At 67.3% G+C, this 18,125-nt stretch carries 14 protein-coding genes and 1 pseudogene; 8 read left to right on the forward strand and 7 right to left on the reverse strand.

Features of this window, described 5'->3' with window-relative positions; genetic code table 11:
* Positions 1-71: 71 nt before the first annotated feature.
* The 8 genes from mfd to G6N50_RS26570 all read left to right on the forward strand — a co-directional run bounded on the left by mfd (position 72) and on the right by G6N50_RS26570 (position 9,729).
* Entirely contained in the window at positions 72-3,734 is a 3,663-nt protein-coding gene (gene mfd / locus G6N50_RS26535) for a transcription-repair coupling factor (protein WP_163650898.1), read from the forward strand.
* Positions 3,731-4,780 carry a nucleoside triphosphate pyrophosphohydrolase gene (locus G6N50_RS26540; RefSeq protein WP_083097986.1) on the forward strand — a complete coding sequence of 350 codons (1,050 nt, stop codon included), beginning with the start codon at positions 3,731-3,733 and terminating at the stop codon, positions 4,778-4,780. The genes mfd and G6N50_RS26540 overlap by 4 nt, the downstream gene beginning before the upstream one ends.
* Before the next feature lie 316 nt (positions 4,781-5,096).
* Positions 5,097-5,825, forward strand: a complete 729-nt coding sequence (locus G6N50_RS26545) for a lytic transglycosylase domain-containing protein (protein WP_142275697.1) — start codon at positions 5,097-5,099, stop codon at positions 5,823-5,825.
* Positions 5,826-5,882: 57 nt separating this feature from the next.
* Positions 5,883-7,172 (forward strand): phosphopyruvate hydratase, encoded by a 1,290-nt coding sequence (eno, locus tag G6N50_RS26550; RefSeq protein WP_083097990.1) that lies wholly within the window; start codon positions 5,883-5,885, stop codon positions 7,170-7,172.
* Between the two features lie 20 nt (positions 7,173-7,192).
* A complete protein-coding gene (locus G6N50_RS26555) occupies positions 7,193-7,906 on the forward strand; it encodes an FtsB family cell division protein (RefSeq protein WP_083097991.1) in 714 nt (237 codons plus the stop codon).
* Entirely contained in the window at positions 7,899-8,387 is a 489-nt protein-coding gene (locus G6N50_RS26560) for a DUF501 domain-containing protein (protein ID WP_083097993.1), read from the forward strand. The genes G6N50_RS26555 and G6N50_RS26560 overlap by 8 nt, the downstream gene beginning before the upstream one ends.
* Positions 8,381-9,328 carry a Ppx/GppA phosphatase family protein gene (locus G6N50_RS26565; protein WP_083097994.1) on the forward strand — a complete coding sequence of 316 codons (948 nt, stop codon included), beginning with the start codon at positions 8,381-8,383 and terminating at the stop codon, positions 9,326-9,328. The genes G6N50_RS26560 and G6N50_RS26565 overlap by 7 nt, the downstream gene beginning before the upstream one ends.
* A 101-nt stretch (positions 9,329-9,429) precedes the next feature.
* Positions 9,430-9,729, forward strand: a complete 300-nt coding sequence (locus G6N50_RS26570) for a hypothetical protein (RefSeq protein WP_083097996.1) — start codon at positions 9,430-9,432, stop codon at positions 9,727-9,729.
* A 96-nt stretch (positions 9,730-9,825) separates the two neighbouring features.
* Here the strand turns inward: G6N50_RS26570 and G6N50_RS26575 are convergent, their stop codons facing one another.
* The 7 genes and pseudogenes from G6N50_RS26575 to G6N50_RS26605 all read right to left on the reverse strand — a co-directional run bounded on the left by G6N50_RS26575 (position 9,826) and on the right by G6N50_RS26605 (position 18,050).
* A complete protein-coding gene (locus G6N50_RS26575; protein WP_067834130.1) occupies positions 9,826-10,506 on the reverse strand; it encodes a response regulator in 681 nt (226 codons plus the stop codon).
* A 49-nt stretch (positions 10,507-10,555) separates the two neighbouring features.
* Positions 10,556-13,123, reverse strand: a complete 2,568-nt coding sequence (locus tag G6N50_RS26580) for a sensor histidine kinase (protein WP_083097998.1) — start codon at positions 13,121-13,123, stop codon at positions 10,556-10,558.
* Positions 13,124-13,136: 13 nt separating this feature from the next.
* Positions 13,137-14,059 (reverse strand): annotated as a pseudogene (locus G6N50_RS26585) (potassium-transporting ATPase subunit C).
* A 1-nt stretch (position 14,060) separates the two neighbouring features.
* A complete protein-coding gene (kdpB, locus tag G6N50_RS26590) occupies positions 14,061-16,211 on the reverse strand; it encodes a potassium-transporting ATPase subunit KdpB (protein WP_083098001.1) in 2,151 nt (716 codons plus the stop codon).
* Entirely contained in the window at positions 16,211-17,881 is a 1,671-nt protein-coding gene (gene kdpA / locus G6N50_RS26595) for a potassium-transporting ATPase subunit KdpA (protein ID WP_083098002.1), read from the reverse strand. Before kdpA ends, kdpB begins: the two co-directional genes overlap by 1 nt.
* A complete protein-coding gene (gene kdpF, locus G6N50_RS26600; RefSeq protein ID WP_142275694.1) occupies positions 17,881-17,970 on the reverse strand; it encodes a K(+)-transporting ATPase subunit F in 90 nt (29 codons plus the stop codon). The genes kdpA and kdpF overlap by 1 nt, the downstream gene beginning before the upstream one ends.
* Positions 17,967-18,050 (reverse strand): potassium ABC transporter ATPase, encoded by an 84-nt coding sequence (locus G6N50_RS26605; RefSeq protein WP_142275698.1) that lies wholly within the window; start codon positions 18,048-18,050, stop codon positions 17,967-17,969. Before G6N50_RS26605 ends, kdpF begins: the two co-directional genes overlap by 4 nt.
* Positions 18,051-18,125 lie beyond the last annotated feature (75 nt).

Genomic DNA, 18,125 nt, shown 5'->3' on the forward strand with positions numbered 1-18,125 from the left:
CCTTGACGGCAGCGAGCTCAATTTTGACGCGGTTCGGCGTGTCCGGTGCCGCCCCTAGAATGGAATTCATCATGACCGCACCGGGGGCTGCTCGCCCAGAAACCCCGATCGCGGGGCTCGTTGAATTGGCGCTCACCGCGCCGACCTTCCAGCAGCTGATCGACAGCGCGGCCGCGTCGCCGGCCGAATTGCACCTGGTGGGTCCAGCCAGCGCACGGCTGTTCGTCGCCAGTGCGCTGGCGCGGTTGGGGCCTCTACTGGTAGTCACCGCGGCCGGGCGCGAAGCCGACGACCTGAGCGCTGAACTGCGCGGCGTCTTCGGCGATGCCGTCGCGGTCTTCCCATCCTGGGAAACGCTGCCGCACGAGCGACTTTCGCCCGGCGTCGACACCGTCGGCGCCCGGTTGACGGTGCTGCGCAGGCTGGCCCATCCCGACGACGCGCGGTTGGGTCCACCGCTGCAGGTGGTGGTGACCGCGGTGCGCTCGCTGCTGCAGCCGATGACGCCGCGGCTGGGGCTGGTGGAGCCGGTCACGTTGAGTGTGGGCGCGGAAATCGAATTCGAGGGCGTGATCAGCCGGCTCGCCGAGCTGGCCTACACCCGGGTCGACATGGTCGGCCGGCGCGGCGAATTCGCCGTGCGCGGCGGGATTCTCGACGTCTTCCCGCCGACCGCCGAGCACCCGGTGCGCATCGAGTTCTGGGGCGACGAGGTCAGCGAGATGCGGATGTTCTCGGTCGCCGATCAGCGCTCGATCCCGGAGATCGAGGTCGACACCCTGATCGCGGTGGCCTGCCGTGAACTGCTGCTGACCGATGACGTGCGTGAGCGCGCCGCCGAGCTGGCCGCCCGGCACCGCACCACCGAGCCCGCCATCACGGGCAGCGTCACTGACATGCTGGCCAAGATCGGCGAGGGCATCGCGGTCGACGGCATGGAGGCGCTGCTGCCGGTGTTGCGGCCCGGCGAACACGTGCTGTTGACCGACCAATTGGCGCCGCGCACCCCGGTCTTGCTCTGCGACCCGGAGAAGGTCCGCACCCGGGCCGCTGATCTGATCAAGACCGGCAGCGAATTCCTCGAGGCGTCGTGGTCGGTGGCCGCGCTCGGTACCGACGCCCCGGTCGACGTGGCGCAGTTCGGCGGATCGGGGTTCGCCGAACTCGACGACGTGCGGGCCGCCGCCGCCCGCGCCGGGCATCCGTGGTGGACGCTGAGCCAGCTGTCCGACGAGTCGGCCATGGAGCTCGATATCCGGGCGGCGCCGTCGGCTCGCGGGCATCAGCACGACATCGACGGCATCTTCGCGATGCTGCGCGCACACGTCAGCACCGGCGGCCACGCCGTCGTCGTCGCGCCCGGCACCGGCACCGCGCACCGCGTAGTGGAACGACTGGCCGAATGCGACACCCCCGCCGCGATGCTCGAATCGGGCGCGGCACCCAAGGCCGGCGTGGTCGGCGTGCTCAAGGGGCCGCTGCACGACGGCGTCATCATTCCCGGCGCCACGTTGGTGGTGATCACCGAGACCGATCTGACCGGCAGCCGGGTGACGGCCGTCGAGGGCAAGCGCCTGGCGGCCAAGCGGCGCAACACCGTTGACCCGTTGGCGCTCACCGCCGGCGATCTGGTGGTGCACGATCAGCACGGCATCGGCCGGTTCGTGGAGATGGTCGAGCGCACCGTCGGCGGCGCGCGCCGCGAGTACCTGGTGCTCGAGTACGCCTCCAGCAAGAACCGTGGTGGTGCGGCCAAAAACACAGACAAGCTGTACGTGCCGATGGATTCGCTGGACCAGCTATCGCGCTACGTCGGCGGGCAGGCGCCCGCGCTGAGCAAGCTGGGCGGCAGCGACTGGACCAACACCAAGACCAAGGCGCGCCGCGCGGTCCGCGAGATCGCTGGCGAGCTGGTGTCGCTATACGCCAAGCGGCAGGCCAGCCCCGGGCACGCGTTCGGGCCGGACACCCCGTGGCAGGCCGAGATGGAGGACGCGTTCGGCTACACCGAGACGGTCGACCAGCTCACCGCGATCATCGAGGTCAAAAGCGACATGGAAAAGCCGATCCCGATGGACCGGGTGATCTGCGGCGACGTCGGCTACGGCAAGACCGAGATCGCGGTGCGGGCGGCGTTCAAGGCGGTCCAGGACGGCAAGCAGGTCGCCGTGCTGGTGCCCACCACGCTGCTGGCCGACCAGCATCTGCAGACCTTCATCGACCGGATGGCCGGGTTCCCGGTGACGGTCAAAGGCCTGTCCCGGTTCACCGACCCGGCGGAGTCCAAGGCCGTGATCGAGGGCCTGGCCGACGGATCGGTGGACGTGGTGATCGGCACGCACCGGCTGCTGCAGACCGGGGTGCGCTGGAAGGACCTCGGCCTGGTGGTGGTGGACGAGGAGCAGCGGTTCGGCGTCGAGCACAAAGAGCACATCAAGTCGCTGCGCACCCACGTCGACGTACTGACCATGAGCGCCACCCCCATTCCGCGGACGCTGGAGATGAGCCTGGCCGGTATCCGGGAGATGTCGACGATCCTGACCCCGCCCGAGGAACGGTATCCGGTGCTGACCTATGTCGGCCCGCACGATGACAAGCAGGTCGCGGCGGCCCTGCGGCGCGAGTTGCTGCGCGACGGGCAGGTCTTCTACGTGCACAACCGGGTCAGCTCGATCGACCGGACCGCGGCCCGGATCCGCGAGCTGGTGCCCGAGGCGCGGGTCGTCGTCGCGCACGGGCAGATGCCCGAGGAACGGCTGGAACGCACCGTGCAGGGGTTCTGGAACCGCGAATACGACATCCTGGTGTGCACCACGATCGTGGAGACTGGGCTGGACATTTCCAACGCCAACACGCTGATCGTGGAGCGTGCCGACACCTTCGGCCTGTCGCAGCTGCACCAGCTGCGCGGACGGGTCGGCCGCAGCCGGGAGCGCGGCTACGCCTACTTCCTCTATCCGCCGCACGCGCCGCTGACCGAGACGGCCTACGACCGCCTGGCCACCATCGCGCAGAACAACGAGCTGGGCGCGGGCATGGCCGTCGCGATGAAGGACCTCGAGATCCGCGGCGCCGGCAACGTGCTGGGTGTCGAGCAGTCCGGGCACGTCGCCGGGGTCGGTTTCGACCTGTACGTCCGGTTGGTGGGCGAAGCGGTGGAGGCGTACCGGGCGGCCGCCGACGGCCAGACCGTCACGACGGCCGAGGAGCCCAAGGACGTGCGGATCGACCTGCCGGTCGACGCGCACCTGCCGCCGGACTACATCGCCAGCGACCGGCTGCGCCTGGAGGGCTATCGGCGGCTGGCCGCCGCGGCCTCCGACGGCGAGATCGACGCGGTCGTGGAGGAACTCATCGACCGGTACGGGGCGCTGCCCGAACCGGCCCTGCGGCTGGTGGCGGTGGCACGGCTGCGGCTGCTGTGCCGCACCGCCGGCATCACCGAGGTGTCCGCGCCGTCGGCGTCGACCGTGCGGCTCTCGCCGATGACGCTGCCGGATTCGGCGCAGGTGCGCCTCAAGCGGATGTACCCGGCCGCGAGCTACCGGGCCACGACGTCCACGGTGCAGGTTCCCATCCCGCGCGCCGGTGGGGTGGGCGCGCCGCGATTGCGCGATGTCGAGCTGGTGCAGATGGTGGCCAACCTGGTGACGGCACTGCAGGGCAAACCGCAGACAGACATTGGTATAACGGGTTCACCTGCAGCGACGACGGGGGAGGAGCGACGCGCATGATCGTCGTCTTGTTCGACCCGCGCCGTCCCTCGCTGGTGCCCATCGAAGCCATCGAGCACCTGGCCGGCGAGGTGCAATACACCGAAGAGATGCCCGTCGCGGTGCCCTGGTCGCTGTCCGCGGCGCGCCCGGTGCACTCCGGTGATGACGCCCCGGTGCTGCTGTCCTCGGACCGCGACCACCCCGCCGTCGTCGCCCGGCTGGCGGCCGGGGCGCGGCTGATCTCGGCGCCCGAGACGCCGCGCGGCGAACGACTGGTCGACGCCGTGGCGATGATGGACAAACTGCGCACCGCCGGGCCGTGGGAAAGCGAGCAGACCCACGACTCGCTGCGCAGGTTTTTGCTGGAGGAGACCTACGAACTGCTGGACGCGGTCGGCCGCGGCAACGCCGAGCAGTTGCGCGAAGAGCTCGGCGACGTGCTGCTGCAGGTCCTCTTTCACGCCCGCATCGCCGAGGACGCCGCGCAGCTCCCCTTCACCATCGACGACGTCGCCGTCACCCTGATGCGCAAACTGGGCAACCGGGTACCGGGAGTCCTTGCCGGGCAACCTATTTCGCTCGAAGAGCAGCTGGCGCAGTGGGATGAGCGGAAGGCGGCCGAGAAGCCGCGGAAATCGGTGATGGACGACGTGCACACCGGCCAGCCCGCATTGGCGCTGGCCCAGAAGGTTATTGCGCGTGCCGGCAAAGCCGGGCTGCCCGCCGACCTGATCCCCGACGAGATCACCTCGGTCTCGGTGTCGGCCGATGTCGACGCCGAAAGTGCGTTGCGTACCGCCGTTCTGGAATTCGTGGAGACGGTCCACGCGGCCGAGCGGGCGATTGCGGCCGCGCGCCGCGGCACCGGCGTCCCCGTGGAGTTCGACGTGGCCCCGCTCGGCGAGATCACCGAATGCGAATGGCGCGAGCACTGGCCGGCCGGCGCACCGGCGGTCGACGATCGGGCGCAGGATCCGGCGCCGCACACCGACGGCGAGGCCGACCCGGCTGCCGACGCGGTGGAAGAGGAATCCGCCGCCGACGCCGTGACCGACGACGCCTGACGCGCGGCAACGCCCGTACGGCGGCGCCGCCGCGCCTATTTCCCGCTTTCGGCCCCGGGTGAGAGCGATCACCGCGATGTTTGCCGAATTTGTCGTCGGGCGCTCGGTAATATCGCCGATGAGGTTGCGAATCCCCGTGGCCGGCGTTGGTCTGGCCGCGCTAGCCAAAGCGACCAGCAGCTAACCACGGATTAGCTGAAACCGGCGATACGCCGGTGCGCCACGGCCCGAGGCAACCGGGTAGTGCCCGAACACATGGGACGATGGTGTGGCGGAAGTTGGTGCAGGCGAGTTTAGGGGAGCTCAGGAGCGCATGGTGTCGCCGAGGCGTTGGATGCGCGCGGCCGCCGTGATCGGCGCGACCGCGATCGTTCTGGCCTCCAGTTGCACCTGGCAGCTCAGCCTGTTCATTCCCGACGGCGTCCCGCCGCCGGCCGGCGATCCGGTGCCGGCGGTGGACACGCACGCCAGCGGCCGGCCCGCGGATCAGTTGCGGGACTGGGCCCAACAACGCTCGGCGGGGCTGGAGATCCCGGTGATCGCGCTCGAGGCCTACGCGTATGCGGCGCGGGTGGCCGAAGTCGAGAACCCGAAATGCCATATCGCCTGGACGACCCTGGCCGGCATCGGACAGGTCGAGAGCCACCACGGCACCTACCGCGGCGCGCGGCTGGCGCCCAACGGCGATGTGAGCCCCCCGATTCGGGGCGTCCGCCTCGACGGCAGCGGTGGCACGCTGCGCATCGTCGACGCCGAGGAAAGCGTCACCGACGGAGACGGTGTGACGCGCGCCATGGGACCGATGCAGTTCATCCCGGAGACGTGGCGACTTTATGGTGTCGACGCCCACAACGACGGCCGCGTCAGCCCGGACAACATCGACGACGCCGCGCTCGCGGCGGCGGGTTATCTGTGTTGGCGCGGAAAGGATCTCGCAACACCGCGGGGCTGGATCACCGCGCTGCGGGCCTACAACAACTCCGGTGTGTACGCCCGGGCGGTCCGCGATTGGGCGACCGCTTACGCGAAAGGCCACCCGCTGTAGGAGGATGTATCGCTGACCGGCGAAAGCACGCACCGGCGACGACGCAAGGAGAACTCAGTGCCGATTATCGAGCAGGTCGGGGCCCGCGAGATCCTCGATTCCCGCGGTAACCCGACAGTCGAGGTCGAAATAGCCCTGATCGATGGGACGTTTGCCCGCGCGGCGGTGCCGTCCGGCGCGTCGACGGGCGAGCACGAGGCCGTCGAACTGCGCGACGGTGGCGAGCGGTACGGCGGCAAGGGCGTGCAGAAAGCGGTGCAGGCCGTGCTGGACGAGATCGGTCCGGCGGTGATCGGCCTGAACGCGGACGATCAGCGGCTGGTGGACCAGGCGCTGCTGGATCTGGACGGCACCCCCGACAAGTCGAGGCTGGGCGGCAACGCGATCCTGGGCGTGTCGCTGGCCGTGGCCAAGGCCGCGGCCGATTCGGCCGAGCTGCCGCTGTTCCGCTACCTCGGCGGCCCGAACGCGCACATCCTGCCGGTGCCGATGATGAACATCCTCAACGGCGGCGCGCACGCCGACACCGCGGTGGACATCCAGGAGTTCATGGTGGCGCCCATCGGTGCGCCCAGTTTCGCCGAGGCGTTGCGCTGGGGCGCCGAGGTGTATCACGCGCTGAAGTCGGTGCTGAAGAAGGAGGGGTTGAGCACGGGCCTGGGCGACGAGGGCGGATTCGCCCCCGACGTGGCGGGCACCACCGCGGCCCTGGATCTGATCAGCCGGGCCATCGAGTCGGTCGGTTTCAACCTCGGCGCGGACGTGGCGCTGGCCCTCGACGCGGCGGCCACCGAGTTCTACACCGACGGGACCGGTTACAAGTTCGAGGGCGCCGCCCGCACCGCGGAGCAGATGGCGGATTTCTATGCCGGGCTGCTCGGCTCGTATCCCTTGGTGTCCATCGAAGACCCGCTGTCGGAAGACGATTGGGATGGCTGGGTGACTTTGACCGCGTCGATCGGTGACCGGGTGCAGCTGGTCGGCGACGACATCTTCGTCACCAATCCCGAACGCCTGGAAGAGGGCATCGAAAAGGGCGTGGCAAACGCGTTGCTGGTGAAGGTCAATCAGATTGGCACGCTGACCGAGACGCTGGACGCCGTCGCGCTCGCCCACCACAGCGGCTATCGCACGATGATGAGCCACCGCAGCGGAGAGACCGAGGACACCACGATCGCCGACCTGGCCGTGGCCGTCGGCAGCGGTCAGATCAAGACCGGTGCGCCGGCCCGCAGCGAGCGCGTCGCCAAGTACAACCAGCTGCTGCGGATCGAGGAGGCGCTCGGAGACGCCGCACGCTACGCCGGTGACCTGGCCTTCCCACGGTACGCCGTGGAGGCGAAATAGCTTGACGTCCAACGGCTGACATGGCTGACGCGAAACGGCCCGATTCGAAACGGCGCTCCCCGGCATCGCGCCCGGGGAAGGCCGGCGATTCGGGTCGGGGGCGCCGCACGGCCAAGCCGTCCTCCAAGCCGTCGTCGCGAACGTCGCCCACGGCCAACCAGACCGGCCGCAACACCGCGCGGGCGCAGCAAGAGCATGTCGTCGAGCCCATCGTGCGCCAGGCCGCCGAATCGGTCGAGCAGCGCTCCGAGCAACGGCTGGGTTTCACCGCGCGCCGGGCAGCCGTGCTGGCGGCGGTGATCTGCGTGCTGACATTGACCATCGCCGGACCGGTGCGCACCTACTTTGCGCAACGCACCGAGATGAATCAGCTGTCCGCCACCGAAGCGGTCCTGCGCCGTCAGGTCGCGGATCTGGAGCAGCGGAAGGCTAAACTCGGCGACCCGGCCTACATTGCGGCGCAGGCCCGTGAGCGGCTCGGCTTCGTCAAGCCCGGTGACATCCCGTTCCAGGTTCAGCTTCCGCCGTCGGCGGCCGAGCCCACCCAGCCCGGATCCCCGTCGGCGAAACCGGCCAACAGCGACCCGTGGTACACGTCGCTGTGGCATACCATCGCCGACGCCCCGCACCTGCCGCCGGCCAATCCGCCTGCGCCGCAAGCCCCGTCCCCTCCGGCCGAACCGGGATCGCCCGGTCCGGCGCCCGCACCGAATCCCCCGGGTCCCGGTGGCTGATCGTGCCGACCTGGAAGCGGTGGCGCGCCAGCTGGGCCGCGAGCCGCGCGGGGTACTCGAAATCGCCTACCGTTGTCCCAATGGCGAACCCGGCGTGGTGAAGACCGCGCCGAAACTGCCTGACGGCACGCCATTTCCGACGTTGTACTATCTGACCCATCCGGCGCTGACGTCCGCCGCCAGCAGGCTGGAGACCACGGGGTTGATGCGCGAGATGACCGAGCGGCTGGGCCGGGACGCCGAATTGGCCGCCGCATACCGGCGCGCCCACGAGTCGTATCTGGCCGAACGGGACGCGATCGAATCGCTGGGGACCACGTTCTCCGGCGGCGGGATGCCCGACCGGGTCAAGTGCCTGCACGTGCTGATCGCCCATTCGCTGGCCAAGGGCCCCGGCGTGAATCCGTTCGGCGACGAGGCGCTGGCGATCCTGGCCGACGAGCCCGCGATGGCCGGGATCTTGGTGGCCGGCCAGTGGTGAACGGCAGGTTCGCGGGAATCGACTGCGGTACTAACTCAATCCGGTTGCTCATCGCCGACTTCGACGGTGGCCGGCTGCGCGATGTGCATCGGGAGACGCGGATCGTGCGGCTGGGTCAGGGCGTGGACGCCACCGGCGAGTTCGCCGCGGACGCGATAGCTCGTACCCGTGCGGCGCTGACTGATTACGCGGCCTTGATCAAAGAGCACGGTGCGCAGCGGGTCCGGATGGTGGCGACGTCGGCGGCGCGCGACGTCGCCAACCGGGACGCCTTCTTTGCGATGACGGCCGAGGTGTTGGGCGCGGTGCTGCCCGGTGCGGTGGCGGAGGTGATCACCGGCGCCGAGGAGGCCGAGCTCTCGTTCCGTGGGGCGGTCGGCGAGTTAGACAGCGCGGCAGGACCTTTCGTCGTCGTCGACCTGGGCGGCGGGTCCACCGAAATCGTGGTCGGCGCCGACGTGGTCACGGCCAGCTACTCGGCCGACATCGGCTGCGTGCGGCTGACCGAACGCTGCCTGCATTCCGACCCGCCGACGCCCGAGGAGGTGGCGGCGGCGCGCGAGGTGGTGCGCGAACGGCTCGAGGTCGCCCTCGGTGTGGTGCCCGTCGAGGGGGCCAAGACCTGGGTCGGACTGGCCGGGACGATGACGACGCTGTCCGCTCTGGCCCATGACTTGACGACGTATGACTCTGCGGCCATTCACCTTTCGCGCGTTCCGGGCGATGATCTGTTGTCGGTGTGCGAACGGCTGATCGGCATGACGCGGGCCGAGCGTGCGGCGCTGCCGCCGATGCATGAGGGTCGAGCCGACGTGATCGGCGGGGGCGCGATCGTGGTCGAGGAGTTGGCCCGCGAGCTGCGCGCCCGTGCGGGCATCGACGAGCTGACGGTCAGCGAGCACGACATCCTGGACGGCATCGTGTTGTCCATCACCGACTAGGTCACATACGCCACGCTGGTCTCTGCGGAAGTGGGCACACCTTTTGCCCGCCTTGTAGCGACAACGCGGTCGGTGTCATACCCGTGTGCGACCGTCCGGGGATGAATCTTCGCGGAATTGAGTTGCGTTACGTGCTCGCGATGCAGCTGGCGGTGCATGGGCCGGCGACCATCGCCGAATTGATCGATGCGTTGAAGTGGAACAGCTTTGGGGTGTGCGGCAGACCATCTAAGGCGATCTCGGACGCGCTGCGGTGGGAGATCGAGCGCGGCAGGGTGCGACGGCTCGGGCGGGGCCGTTACGCGCCGGGGTACATGCCGCGTGGCACCGAGCATCGAATTCACCAACGTGTGCTGGCGTTGCGGGAGGCGGCCAAGTTGTCGCTACGAGGCGGGCAATAAGCATGGTCCCCATCCGGAGGGACGCATGTTGCAGGTGGGGCGCTGCCGCCGGTGTAACGCGGCCGGTCGTGGGGCGCGGGGCCGGGCCCGCGAGGTTCACGCCTCGAAGCGATACCCCATGCCCGACTCGGTCAGCAGGTGCTTGGGATGCGACGGGTCATCCTCGAGTTTGCGGCGCAGCTGCGCGAGATACACACGCAGGTAATGCGTTTCGGTGGCGTAGGCGGGACCCCAAACCTCTTTGAGGAGCTCCTCGCGGCCCACCAGCTTGCCGCGATTGCGGACCAGGACTTCGAGCATTCCCCACTCGGTCGGGGTGAGGTGGACTTCGCTGCCGTTCTTGGTGACCTTCTTGGCGGCCAGGTCGACGGTAAACGATTCGGTCTCGATCACCGGCTGCTCGAGTTCGGAGGCCGCGGTGTTGCGGCGCACCGCCGCGCGCAGTCGCGCCAAGAACTCGTCCATCCCAAAGGGTTTGGTCACATAGTCGTCGGCGCCGGCGTCCAGGGCCTCGACCTTGTCCGACGAATCGGTGCGGGCCGACAAGACGATCACCGGTGCGGTGAGCCAGCCCCGCAGGCCGGCCAGCACGTCGATGCCCGAGATGTCGGGCAGGCCGAGGTCGAGGACGACCACGTCGGGTTTGTGTTCGGCGGCCGCCCGCAACGCGCCGGCACCGCTGGAGGCGGTGACCACCTCATAGCCCCGCACGGTCAGGTTGATGCGCAGTGCGCGCAGGATCTGCGGTTCGTCGTCGATCACCAGCACCCTGGTCATTTGCGCCGCTCCTCCGCATCGCTGCGCTCTGCATCGTCGCCGGCGCGGGTCATTGGGCGCCCATCGGTTGCGGCGCGGTCAACTCCACCGTCACCGTAAGCCCCCCACCCGGAGTGTCACCGGCGGCGATGCTGCCGCCCATGGCTTCCACAAAACCGCGCGCCACCGACATGCCTAGGCCCACCCCCGTGGTGTTGTCGTGATCACCGAGGCGCTGAAATGCTTCAAAGATCTGCTCTTCGGTCCCGTGCGGGACGCCGGGCCCCTCGTCGATGACGTTGATCAGAACGCGATCGCCGACGCGACCCGCGTTGACCCGGACGACACAGTTGGGCGCGTACCGCAGCGCATTGTCGATCAGGTTGGCCAGCACCCGTTCCAGCAACCCGGCGTCGGCCAGCACCACCGCGTCATCCACCTCCATCTTCACCCGATCGATGGCGGATCGGTAGAAACCGGTGGCGCCCTTGCCGATACTGATCAGCGCCCGTTGCACCGTTTCCTCCAGATACACTCGGCGCAGATCTGGGTGGATCACCCCGGCGGCCAATCGCGATGAATCGAGCAGGTTTCCAACCAGGGCGGTCAGCTGGTCGATCGACTCCTCGATGGTGGCCAGCAACTCCGCCGTATCCGCGGGAGAAAAGGCAACGTCTTCGGCGCGGAGGCTGGACACCGCGACCTTGGCCGCCGCCAGGGGCGTACGCAGGTCGTGGCTCACAGCTGACAGCAGGGAGCGCCGTAGCTCGTCGGCGCGCACGATCGCCTCGGCCCGGCTGGCCTCCTCGGCCAGCTCGCGCTGTCGGATCAACCCCGCGGCCTGCTTGGCGACCGCGCTCAGCACCCGCCGGTCGCGCGCCGAAAGCTTTCTGCCCGCCAACAGCATCCAGAATTCATCATCGCCGACCTCGATCGCGGTGTCGGCGGAATCGACGGTGACACAAGGATCCCTGCCAACGCACGCAACGACGTCGGCCTTCTTTCCGGCGGCGTGGTCCTCACCGACGGGCTCGCGCAGCATGCTTACCGCGCGCTGCGCGTACGTCTCGCGCACCCGCTCGAGCAGCGTGTCGAGATCGGCGCCGCGCAGCACCGAACCCGCGAACAGCGTCAGTAGCTCCGCCTCCTGGGAGGCGCGACGGGCTTCCCGGGTGCGTTTGGTCGCGAAGTCGACCAGCACCGCGACCGCGACCGCGACGAGCAGCAGCACCAATTCGGTGATGGCGCTGTTGGGTTCGGCGATGGTGAAACTGTGCCGCGGCGCGATCAGGAAGTAGTTCAGCAGCAACCCGGACAGCACCGCCGAAAGCGCCGCGGGCGCAACGCCCCCCAGCAGCCCGACGAGGAGCACCCCGATGAAGAACAAGGCGCTTTCGCCGCCGGTATCCAGATACCGGTCCAGCGTCGTGACGGTGAACGCACAGATGAGGGACGGCACGATGATGGCTGCCAGCCACGACGTCACCCGCCGCTCGTGGGGCGCCAGCGAGGACACGCGAAAGCCGCGTTTGGATTCCTCATGGGTGACCAGGTGCACATCGATCTTGCCCGACACCTCGACGATCCTCGCGCCGATGCCCTCCTCGAAGACACGGACCCACCGCGACCGCCGCGAGGTACCGATCACCAGTTGCGTGGCATTCATCTCACGGGCGAAATCGAGTAGGGCAGTGGGCACATCGTCACCGACGACGGTATGGAGGGACGCGTCGAGGCTGCTCGCCAGCTCACGGATCTTCGCCATCCGCGCCTCCGACAGGCCGGCCAGCCCGTCACCGCGGATGACGTGCACCACCATCAGCTCAGCACTGGACTTCGACGCGATCCGGGATGCCCGCCGCACCAGCGTCTCCGACTCCGGGCCACCGGTGATCGCCACCACCACCCGTTCGCGGGCTTCCCACATGTCGGTGATCTTGTTCTCTGCCCGGTACTTGGCCAGTGCGGTATCGACCTGGTCGGCCAGCCATAGCAACGCCAATTCCCTTAACGCGGTGAGGTTTCCCCGCCGGAAATAATTGGACAGCGCCGCATCGATTCGTTCCGGCGTATAGACATTGCCATGAGAAAGCCTGCGACGCAAGGCCTCTGGCGTGATGTCGATCAGTTCAACCTGTGAAGCCTGCCGCACGATCGAGTCGGGTATCGTTTCTTTCTGTTCGATGCCGGTGATCTGGGCGACCACGTCGTTGAGGCTTTCCAGATGCTGCACGTTTACGGTGGAGATCACGGTGATGCCGGCATCGAGCAATTCCTCGACGTCTTGCCACCGCTTGGCGTTTTTGCTGCCCGGCGTATTGGTGTGTGCGAGTTCGTCGACCAGGACGACCTGGGGTCGGCGCGCCAGCACGGCGGGTACGTCGAGCTCGGCAAAGGTGCCGCCGCGATATTCGATGTAGCGAGGTGGGACGAACTCGATGCCCTCAAGCAGCTCAGCGGTTTTCGCCCGCCCGTGAGTTTCAATGACACCCGCCACCACGTCGGTCCCGCGCTCCAGCCGGCGATGCGCCTCACCGAGCATGGCGAATGTCTTCCCGACACCCGGAGCCGCACCGAGGTAGATGCGCAGCTCACCACGTTTAGGAGGGTGGTCGATGACGCTCACGTCAACCATCATCCCTCCTTTCAGGCTAGCCCGTGACCGGATACCTGTGATCGAGTTGCAGATTCAGTTGAACCACGTTCACCGTAGGCTCCCCGAAGACCCCAAGGAGGCGGCCGCTGGTGTACTGCGCTACGACTGCACGAATCTGGTCCGCGCTGACATGCCGAGCCTTGGCCACCCTGGCGACCTGGATGTCGGCGTAGGCCGGTGAGATGTTCGGGTCCAAGCCGCTGCCACTAGCGGTGACGGCATCGGCGGGCACGGCGGGTTGCCGGGTGCGGCGCCGCGAATGGGCACGATCTGCCCGATGGTGTAGTCCTCACCGTACTTCGCGCACTCGACCCGCACGCCCTCGTAGAGGGTCACAAACGGCGCCGGCGTCGTCTGGCACGGCTCGTTGACGCTGACCACCCGGGTGGGGTGAATGACGTTGCCGCGGGCATCGCGAGGTCCGATCACCGAGAGCACCGCACCGATGCCGCCGCCGGTGCAGAACGGACGCGACCCGTCGACGCCTTCGAGCTGGCCCACGGCGGTGCTGCGCGAGCACACCGTCGTCAGCAAGCCCGGCTTGAAGCCCGCGTCGGACTTGGACTTGCCGGCCGCCAGTTGTGCGGGGTCGGCGGGTGTGTCGACAACGCTTTCCGGCCCAAGGTTGCTCGCACTCGACGACAGCGGGTCGTAACCGTTGCCGGCCGCTGAGGGGCGACTTTGGAAGTACCGCGGCAACGGGTTGCCGTCCTTGTCCGTGAACAGCTGACCGATCAGCCGGCTGCCGACCGGCTTGCCGTTCGCGGTCAGGATCGACCCTTCAGCCTTGTCGTGCAGTCCAGGCAGCTGCGCGACCAGCCAGATGAACAGCGGGTAGGCGAGACCGGTGATCACGGTGAGCACCAGCAGCGCGCGGAAGGCCGCCCAGTGCATGCGGACGAAATTCGAGAACTTCATGTCAGGACATCCCTGGGACGAATTGGACGATCAGATCGATCAACTTGATTCCGATGAACGGGGCGACGATCCCGCCGAGCCCATAGACATAGAGGTTGCGGCTCAACAGCTTTGAAGCGCTGCTCGGTGTGTAACGGACACCGCGCAGCGAGAGCGGGATCAGCGCCACGATGACGACCGCGTTAAAGATCACCGCCGACAGGATCGCCGACTCCGGGCTGTGCAGCCGCATGATGTTGATCATGTCGAGCCCGGGGAACAGTGCCACGAACATCGCCGGAATGATCGCGAAGTACTTCGCGATGTCGTTGGCGATCGAGAAGGTGGTCAGCGCCCCGCGCGTGATCAGCAGTTGCTTACCGATCTCGACGATCTCGATGAGTTTGGTGGGGTCGGAGTCGAGGTCGACCATGTTGCCGGCCTCTTTGGCCGCCGACGTTCCCGTGTTCATTGCCACACCGACATCGGCCTGGGCCAGAGCCGGTGCGTCATTGGTGCCGTCACCGGTCATCGCGACCAGCTTGCCGCCCTCCTGCTCGCGCTTGATCAATTCGAGCTTGTCCTCGGGCGTGGCCTCGGCGAGGAAGTCGTCGACACCGGCTTCATCGGCAATCGCCTTGGCGGTCAACGGGTTATCGCCGGTGATCATCACCGTCCGGATGCCCATCTTGCGCATCTCGTCGAAGCGCTCACGCATGCCCTGCTTGACGACGTCCTTGAGGTGGATGACACCGAGTACCGCCGCCTCGCCGTTGACGGCCTCCCCGACGACCAGCGGGGTGCCGCCGGCGGCGGAGATGCCGTCGACGATCTCGCCGAGTTGATGAGGCACCTTGCCGCCTTGCCCGCGAACCCATTCCGCGACCGAGCTGGCCGCGCCCTTGCGCAGCAGGTGCCCGTCGAGGTCGACACCCGACATCCGGGTGACGGCCGAGAAGGCCACCCAGTGGGCTTGTGAGAGTTCGCCCGCTGTGCGTGCGCGCAGCCCGAAGTGCTGCTTGGCATATACGACGATCGAGCGTCCTTCGGGTGTTTCGTCGGCCAGGCTGGATAACTGCGCCGCGTCGGCCAGTTGCTCGTTCGTGACGCCGTCGAGGGGGACGAAGGCCGCGGCCTGTCGATTGCCCAGGGTGATGGTGCCCGTTTTGTCGAGCAGCAGCGTGTTGACGTCGCCGGCAGCTTCCACCGCACGTCCCGACATGGCGAGCACGTTGCGCTGCACCAGCCGGTCCATGCCAGCGATGCCGATGGCCGATAGCAGCGCGCCGATGGTCGTCGGGATCAGGCACACGAGCAATGACACCATCACGATTCCGGTGACGCCATTCGCGTTGAGCGCCTGGGTGTCTGGGACGCCGGGATTGTTGATCTTCGAGTAGATCGCCAGCGGTTGCAGGGTCGCTACGGCGAAGACGAAGATGATCGTCAACGCGGCCAACAGGATGTTCAGCGCGATCTCGTTCGGCGTCTTCTGCCGGTTCGCACCCTCGACGAGCGCGATCATTCGGTCGATGAAGCTTTCCCCAGGCTTCTGGGTAATCTGCACGACGATCCGATCGCTGAGCACGGTGGTGCCGCCGGTGACCGCCGAACGGTCACCACCGGACTCGCGAATCACCGGCGCCGACTCACCGGTGATCGCCGATTCATCTACCGAGGCAATGCCTTCCACCACGTCGCCGTCACCCGGTATCACCTGTCCGGCCTCGATCACGACGACATCGCCCTGCTGTAGCAGCGGCGCCGCGACCTCTTCCTCCACGACCGGCGCGCCGGGCCTGTAGTTCTTGAGCCGCCGCGCCAAGGTGTGACTTTTGGCCCGGCGCAGCGTTTCTGCCTGAGCCTTGCCGCGGCCTTCGGCCACCGCTTCGGCAAGGTTCGCGAACAGCACCGTCAGCCAGAGCCAGGCCACGATCAGCCACGCGAACCAGGTCGGGTTGATGATGGCCAGCACGGTGCTCCAGGCGGCGCCGATCTCGACGATGAACATCACCGGGTTGCGCCACAGCGTGCGCGGGTTGAGTTTGCGCAGCGCATCGGGCGTCGAGCGCCACAGCATCTTCGGGTCCAGCAAGCCGCCCTGGACTCGTTTCGTGCTCGTGTGCGCTGTCGGCTGGGTCTCCTCAGCCATATCGATGGTGGACGCGGTCATCAATGGATTCCTTCGGCGAGGGGCCCGAGCGCCAGCATGGGCAGGAAAGTGAGGGCCACCAAAATCAGGGTGACGCCGGCGACCATGCCGACGAACTGTGGCCTATGGGTGGGCAGGGTGCCCGCCGATTCGGGTGTCATGCCCTGCTTGGCCAGCGAGCCGGCCAGGGCGAGCACTAACACCATCGGTAGAAAGCGGCCGAAGACCATCGCTAGCCCCAATGCCGTGTTCCACCAGTTGGTGTTGACGCTGAGTCCGGCGAAGGCGGACCCGTTGTTGTTGGCCGCGGAGGTGAACGCGTATAAGACTTCGGCCAGGCCGTGCGGGCCGGTGTTGGCCATGCCGGCGCGTTCGCCCGGCAGCGCCATTGCGATCGCGGTGCCGGTCAACACAATCAGCGGTGTGACCAGGAAATAGCTTGCGGCGAGCTTGATTTCGCGGGGATTGATCTTCTTGCCGAGGTATTCTGGGGTGCGCCCGACCATCAGCCCGGCGACGAACACCGTGATCACCGCCAGGATCAACATGCCGTACAGGCCGGATCCGGTGCCGCCGGGAGCGACCTCGCCGAGCTGCATGTTGAACATCGTGATCATGCCGCCGAGGCTGGTGTAAGAGTCGTGGAACGAGTCGACGGCACCGGTGGAGGTGAGCGTTGTCGAGTCGGCGAACACCGCCGAGTCGGCGATGCCGAAGCGTTGTTCGACTCCCTCCATGGCTGAGCCGATCGAGGTCGGCACCGTGCCGTGATGCTGCAGCTGGAACCACAGCATGAACGTCACGCTGATGCCATAAAGCGTCGCCATGACGGATGCGATAGCGAAGCCCTGTTTCGTGCTGCCCACCATGCGCCCGAAGGTGCGTGGCAGCGAGAAGCTGATCATCAGCAGCAGGAAGATTTCCAGCCAGTTGGTCCACGTCGTCGGATTCTCGAACGGGTGCGCGGAGTTCGCGTTGTAGAACCCTCCGCCGTTGGTGCCAAGCTCTTTGATGACCTCCTGGCTGGCCACCGGGCCGCCGGTGATCGTCTGCTGGGTGCCGTTGAGGGTGGTCACAATCTGGTCATTCAGGTGGAAGTTCTGGATCGCTCCGCCCGCGATAAGCACGATCGCGCCGATGACCGCGATCGGCAGCAGGATGCGCAGCGTGCCCCGGACCAGGTCTACCCAGAAGTTCCCGAGATCGCCGGTGCGCCGCCGGGCAAAACCGCGCACCAGCGCGATCGCCACCGCCATGCCGACGGCGGCCGAAACGAAGTTCTGCACCGCCAAGCCGGCCATCTGCACAAGGTGGCCCTGGGTTGATTCGCCGGAATAGGCCTGCCAGTTGGTGTTGGTGACAAAGCTGATCGCGGTGTTCCACGCCAACCCGGGGGTCATCTGCGTGGCCGGGTCATGCAGGTGCAGTGGCAGCTTGCCCTGCAGGAGCTGGAACGCGAAAAGGAACAGGATGCTGATCGACGAGAACGCCAAGACGCTTCGGGCGTAGGCTCCCCACGTCTGCTCCGAGCGGGAATCCACACCGATCAGCCGATAGATTGCCCGCTCGACATACGAGTCCTTATCCGACGAGTACACCCGGTACATGTAGTCCCCCAAGGGCACATGTACCGCAACCAGTGCAATGACGAGAACGGCGAGGAAGATCAGCCCCGCTGTCGTTGTGCTCACTAGAAACTCTCCGGGAACAGCAGGGCGCCGACCAAATACAACGCGAGAACGACGGCAAGTGCCAAACCGACGATATTTTCGTAGTTCACAGGCGCTCGACCAGCTTCTGCGCGAAGCCGAGCACGGCAAAAATCGCCACCGTGACCACGACGTACACCAACACGCCCATCTTGTCTCCGTTCCGCGCCAATCACTTGCATACGAAAGGACCTCATCGAGTCCGCCACAGCGCAGTACTCGGAGG

The organism is Mycobacterium mantenii (genome assembly GCF_010731775.1).
Lineage (GTDB): Bacteria > Actinomycetota > Actinomycetes > Mycobacteriales > Mycobacteriaceae > Mycobacterium > Mycobacterium mantenii.

Bases quoted from the DNA above. Each gene is read 5' to 3' on its own strand.
- mfd (WP_163650898.1), top strand. From the start codon at position 72: ATGACCGCACCGGGGGCTGCTCGCCCAGAAACCCCGATCGCGGGGCTC.
- G6N50_RS26540 (WP_083097986.1), top strand. From the start codon at position 3,731: ATGATCGTCGTCTTGTTCGACCCGCGCCGTCCCTCGCTGGTGCCCATC.
- G6N50_RS26555 (WP_083097991.1), top strand. From the start codon at position 7,193: ATGGCTGACGCGAAACGGCCCGATTCGAAACGGCGCTCCCCGGCATCG.
- G6N50_RS26570 (WP_083097996.1), top strand. From the start codon at position 9,430: ATGAATCTTCGCGGAATTGAGTTGCGTTACGTGCTCGCGATGCAGCTG.
- G6N50_RS26575 (WP_067834130.1), bottom strand. From the start codon at position 10,506: ATGACCAGGGTGCTGGTGATCGACGACGAACCGCAGATCCTGCGCGCA.
- G6N50_RS26580 (WP_083097998.1), bottom strand. From the start codon at position 13,123: ATGATGGTTGACGTGAGCGTCATCGACCACCCTCCTAAACGTGGTGAG.
- kdpB (WP_083098001.1), bottom strand. From the start codon at position 16,211: ATGACCGCGTCCACCATCGATATGGCTGAGGAGACCCAGCCGACAGCG.
- G6N50_RS26605 (WP_142275698.1), bottom strand. From the start codon at position 18,050: ATGGGCGTGTTGGTGTACGTCGTGGTCACGGTGGCGATTTTTGCCGTG.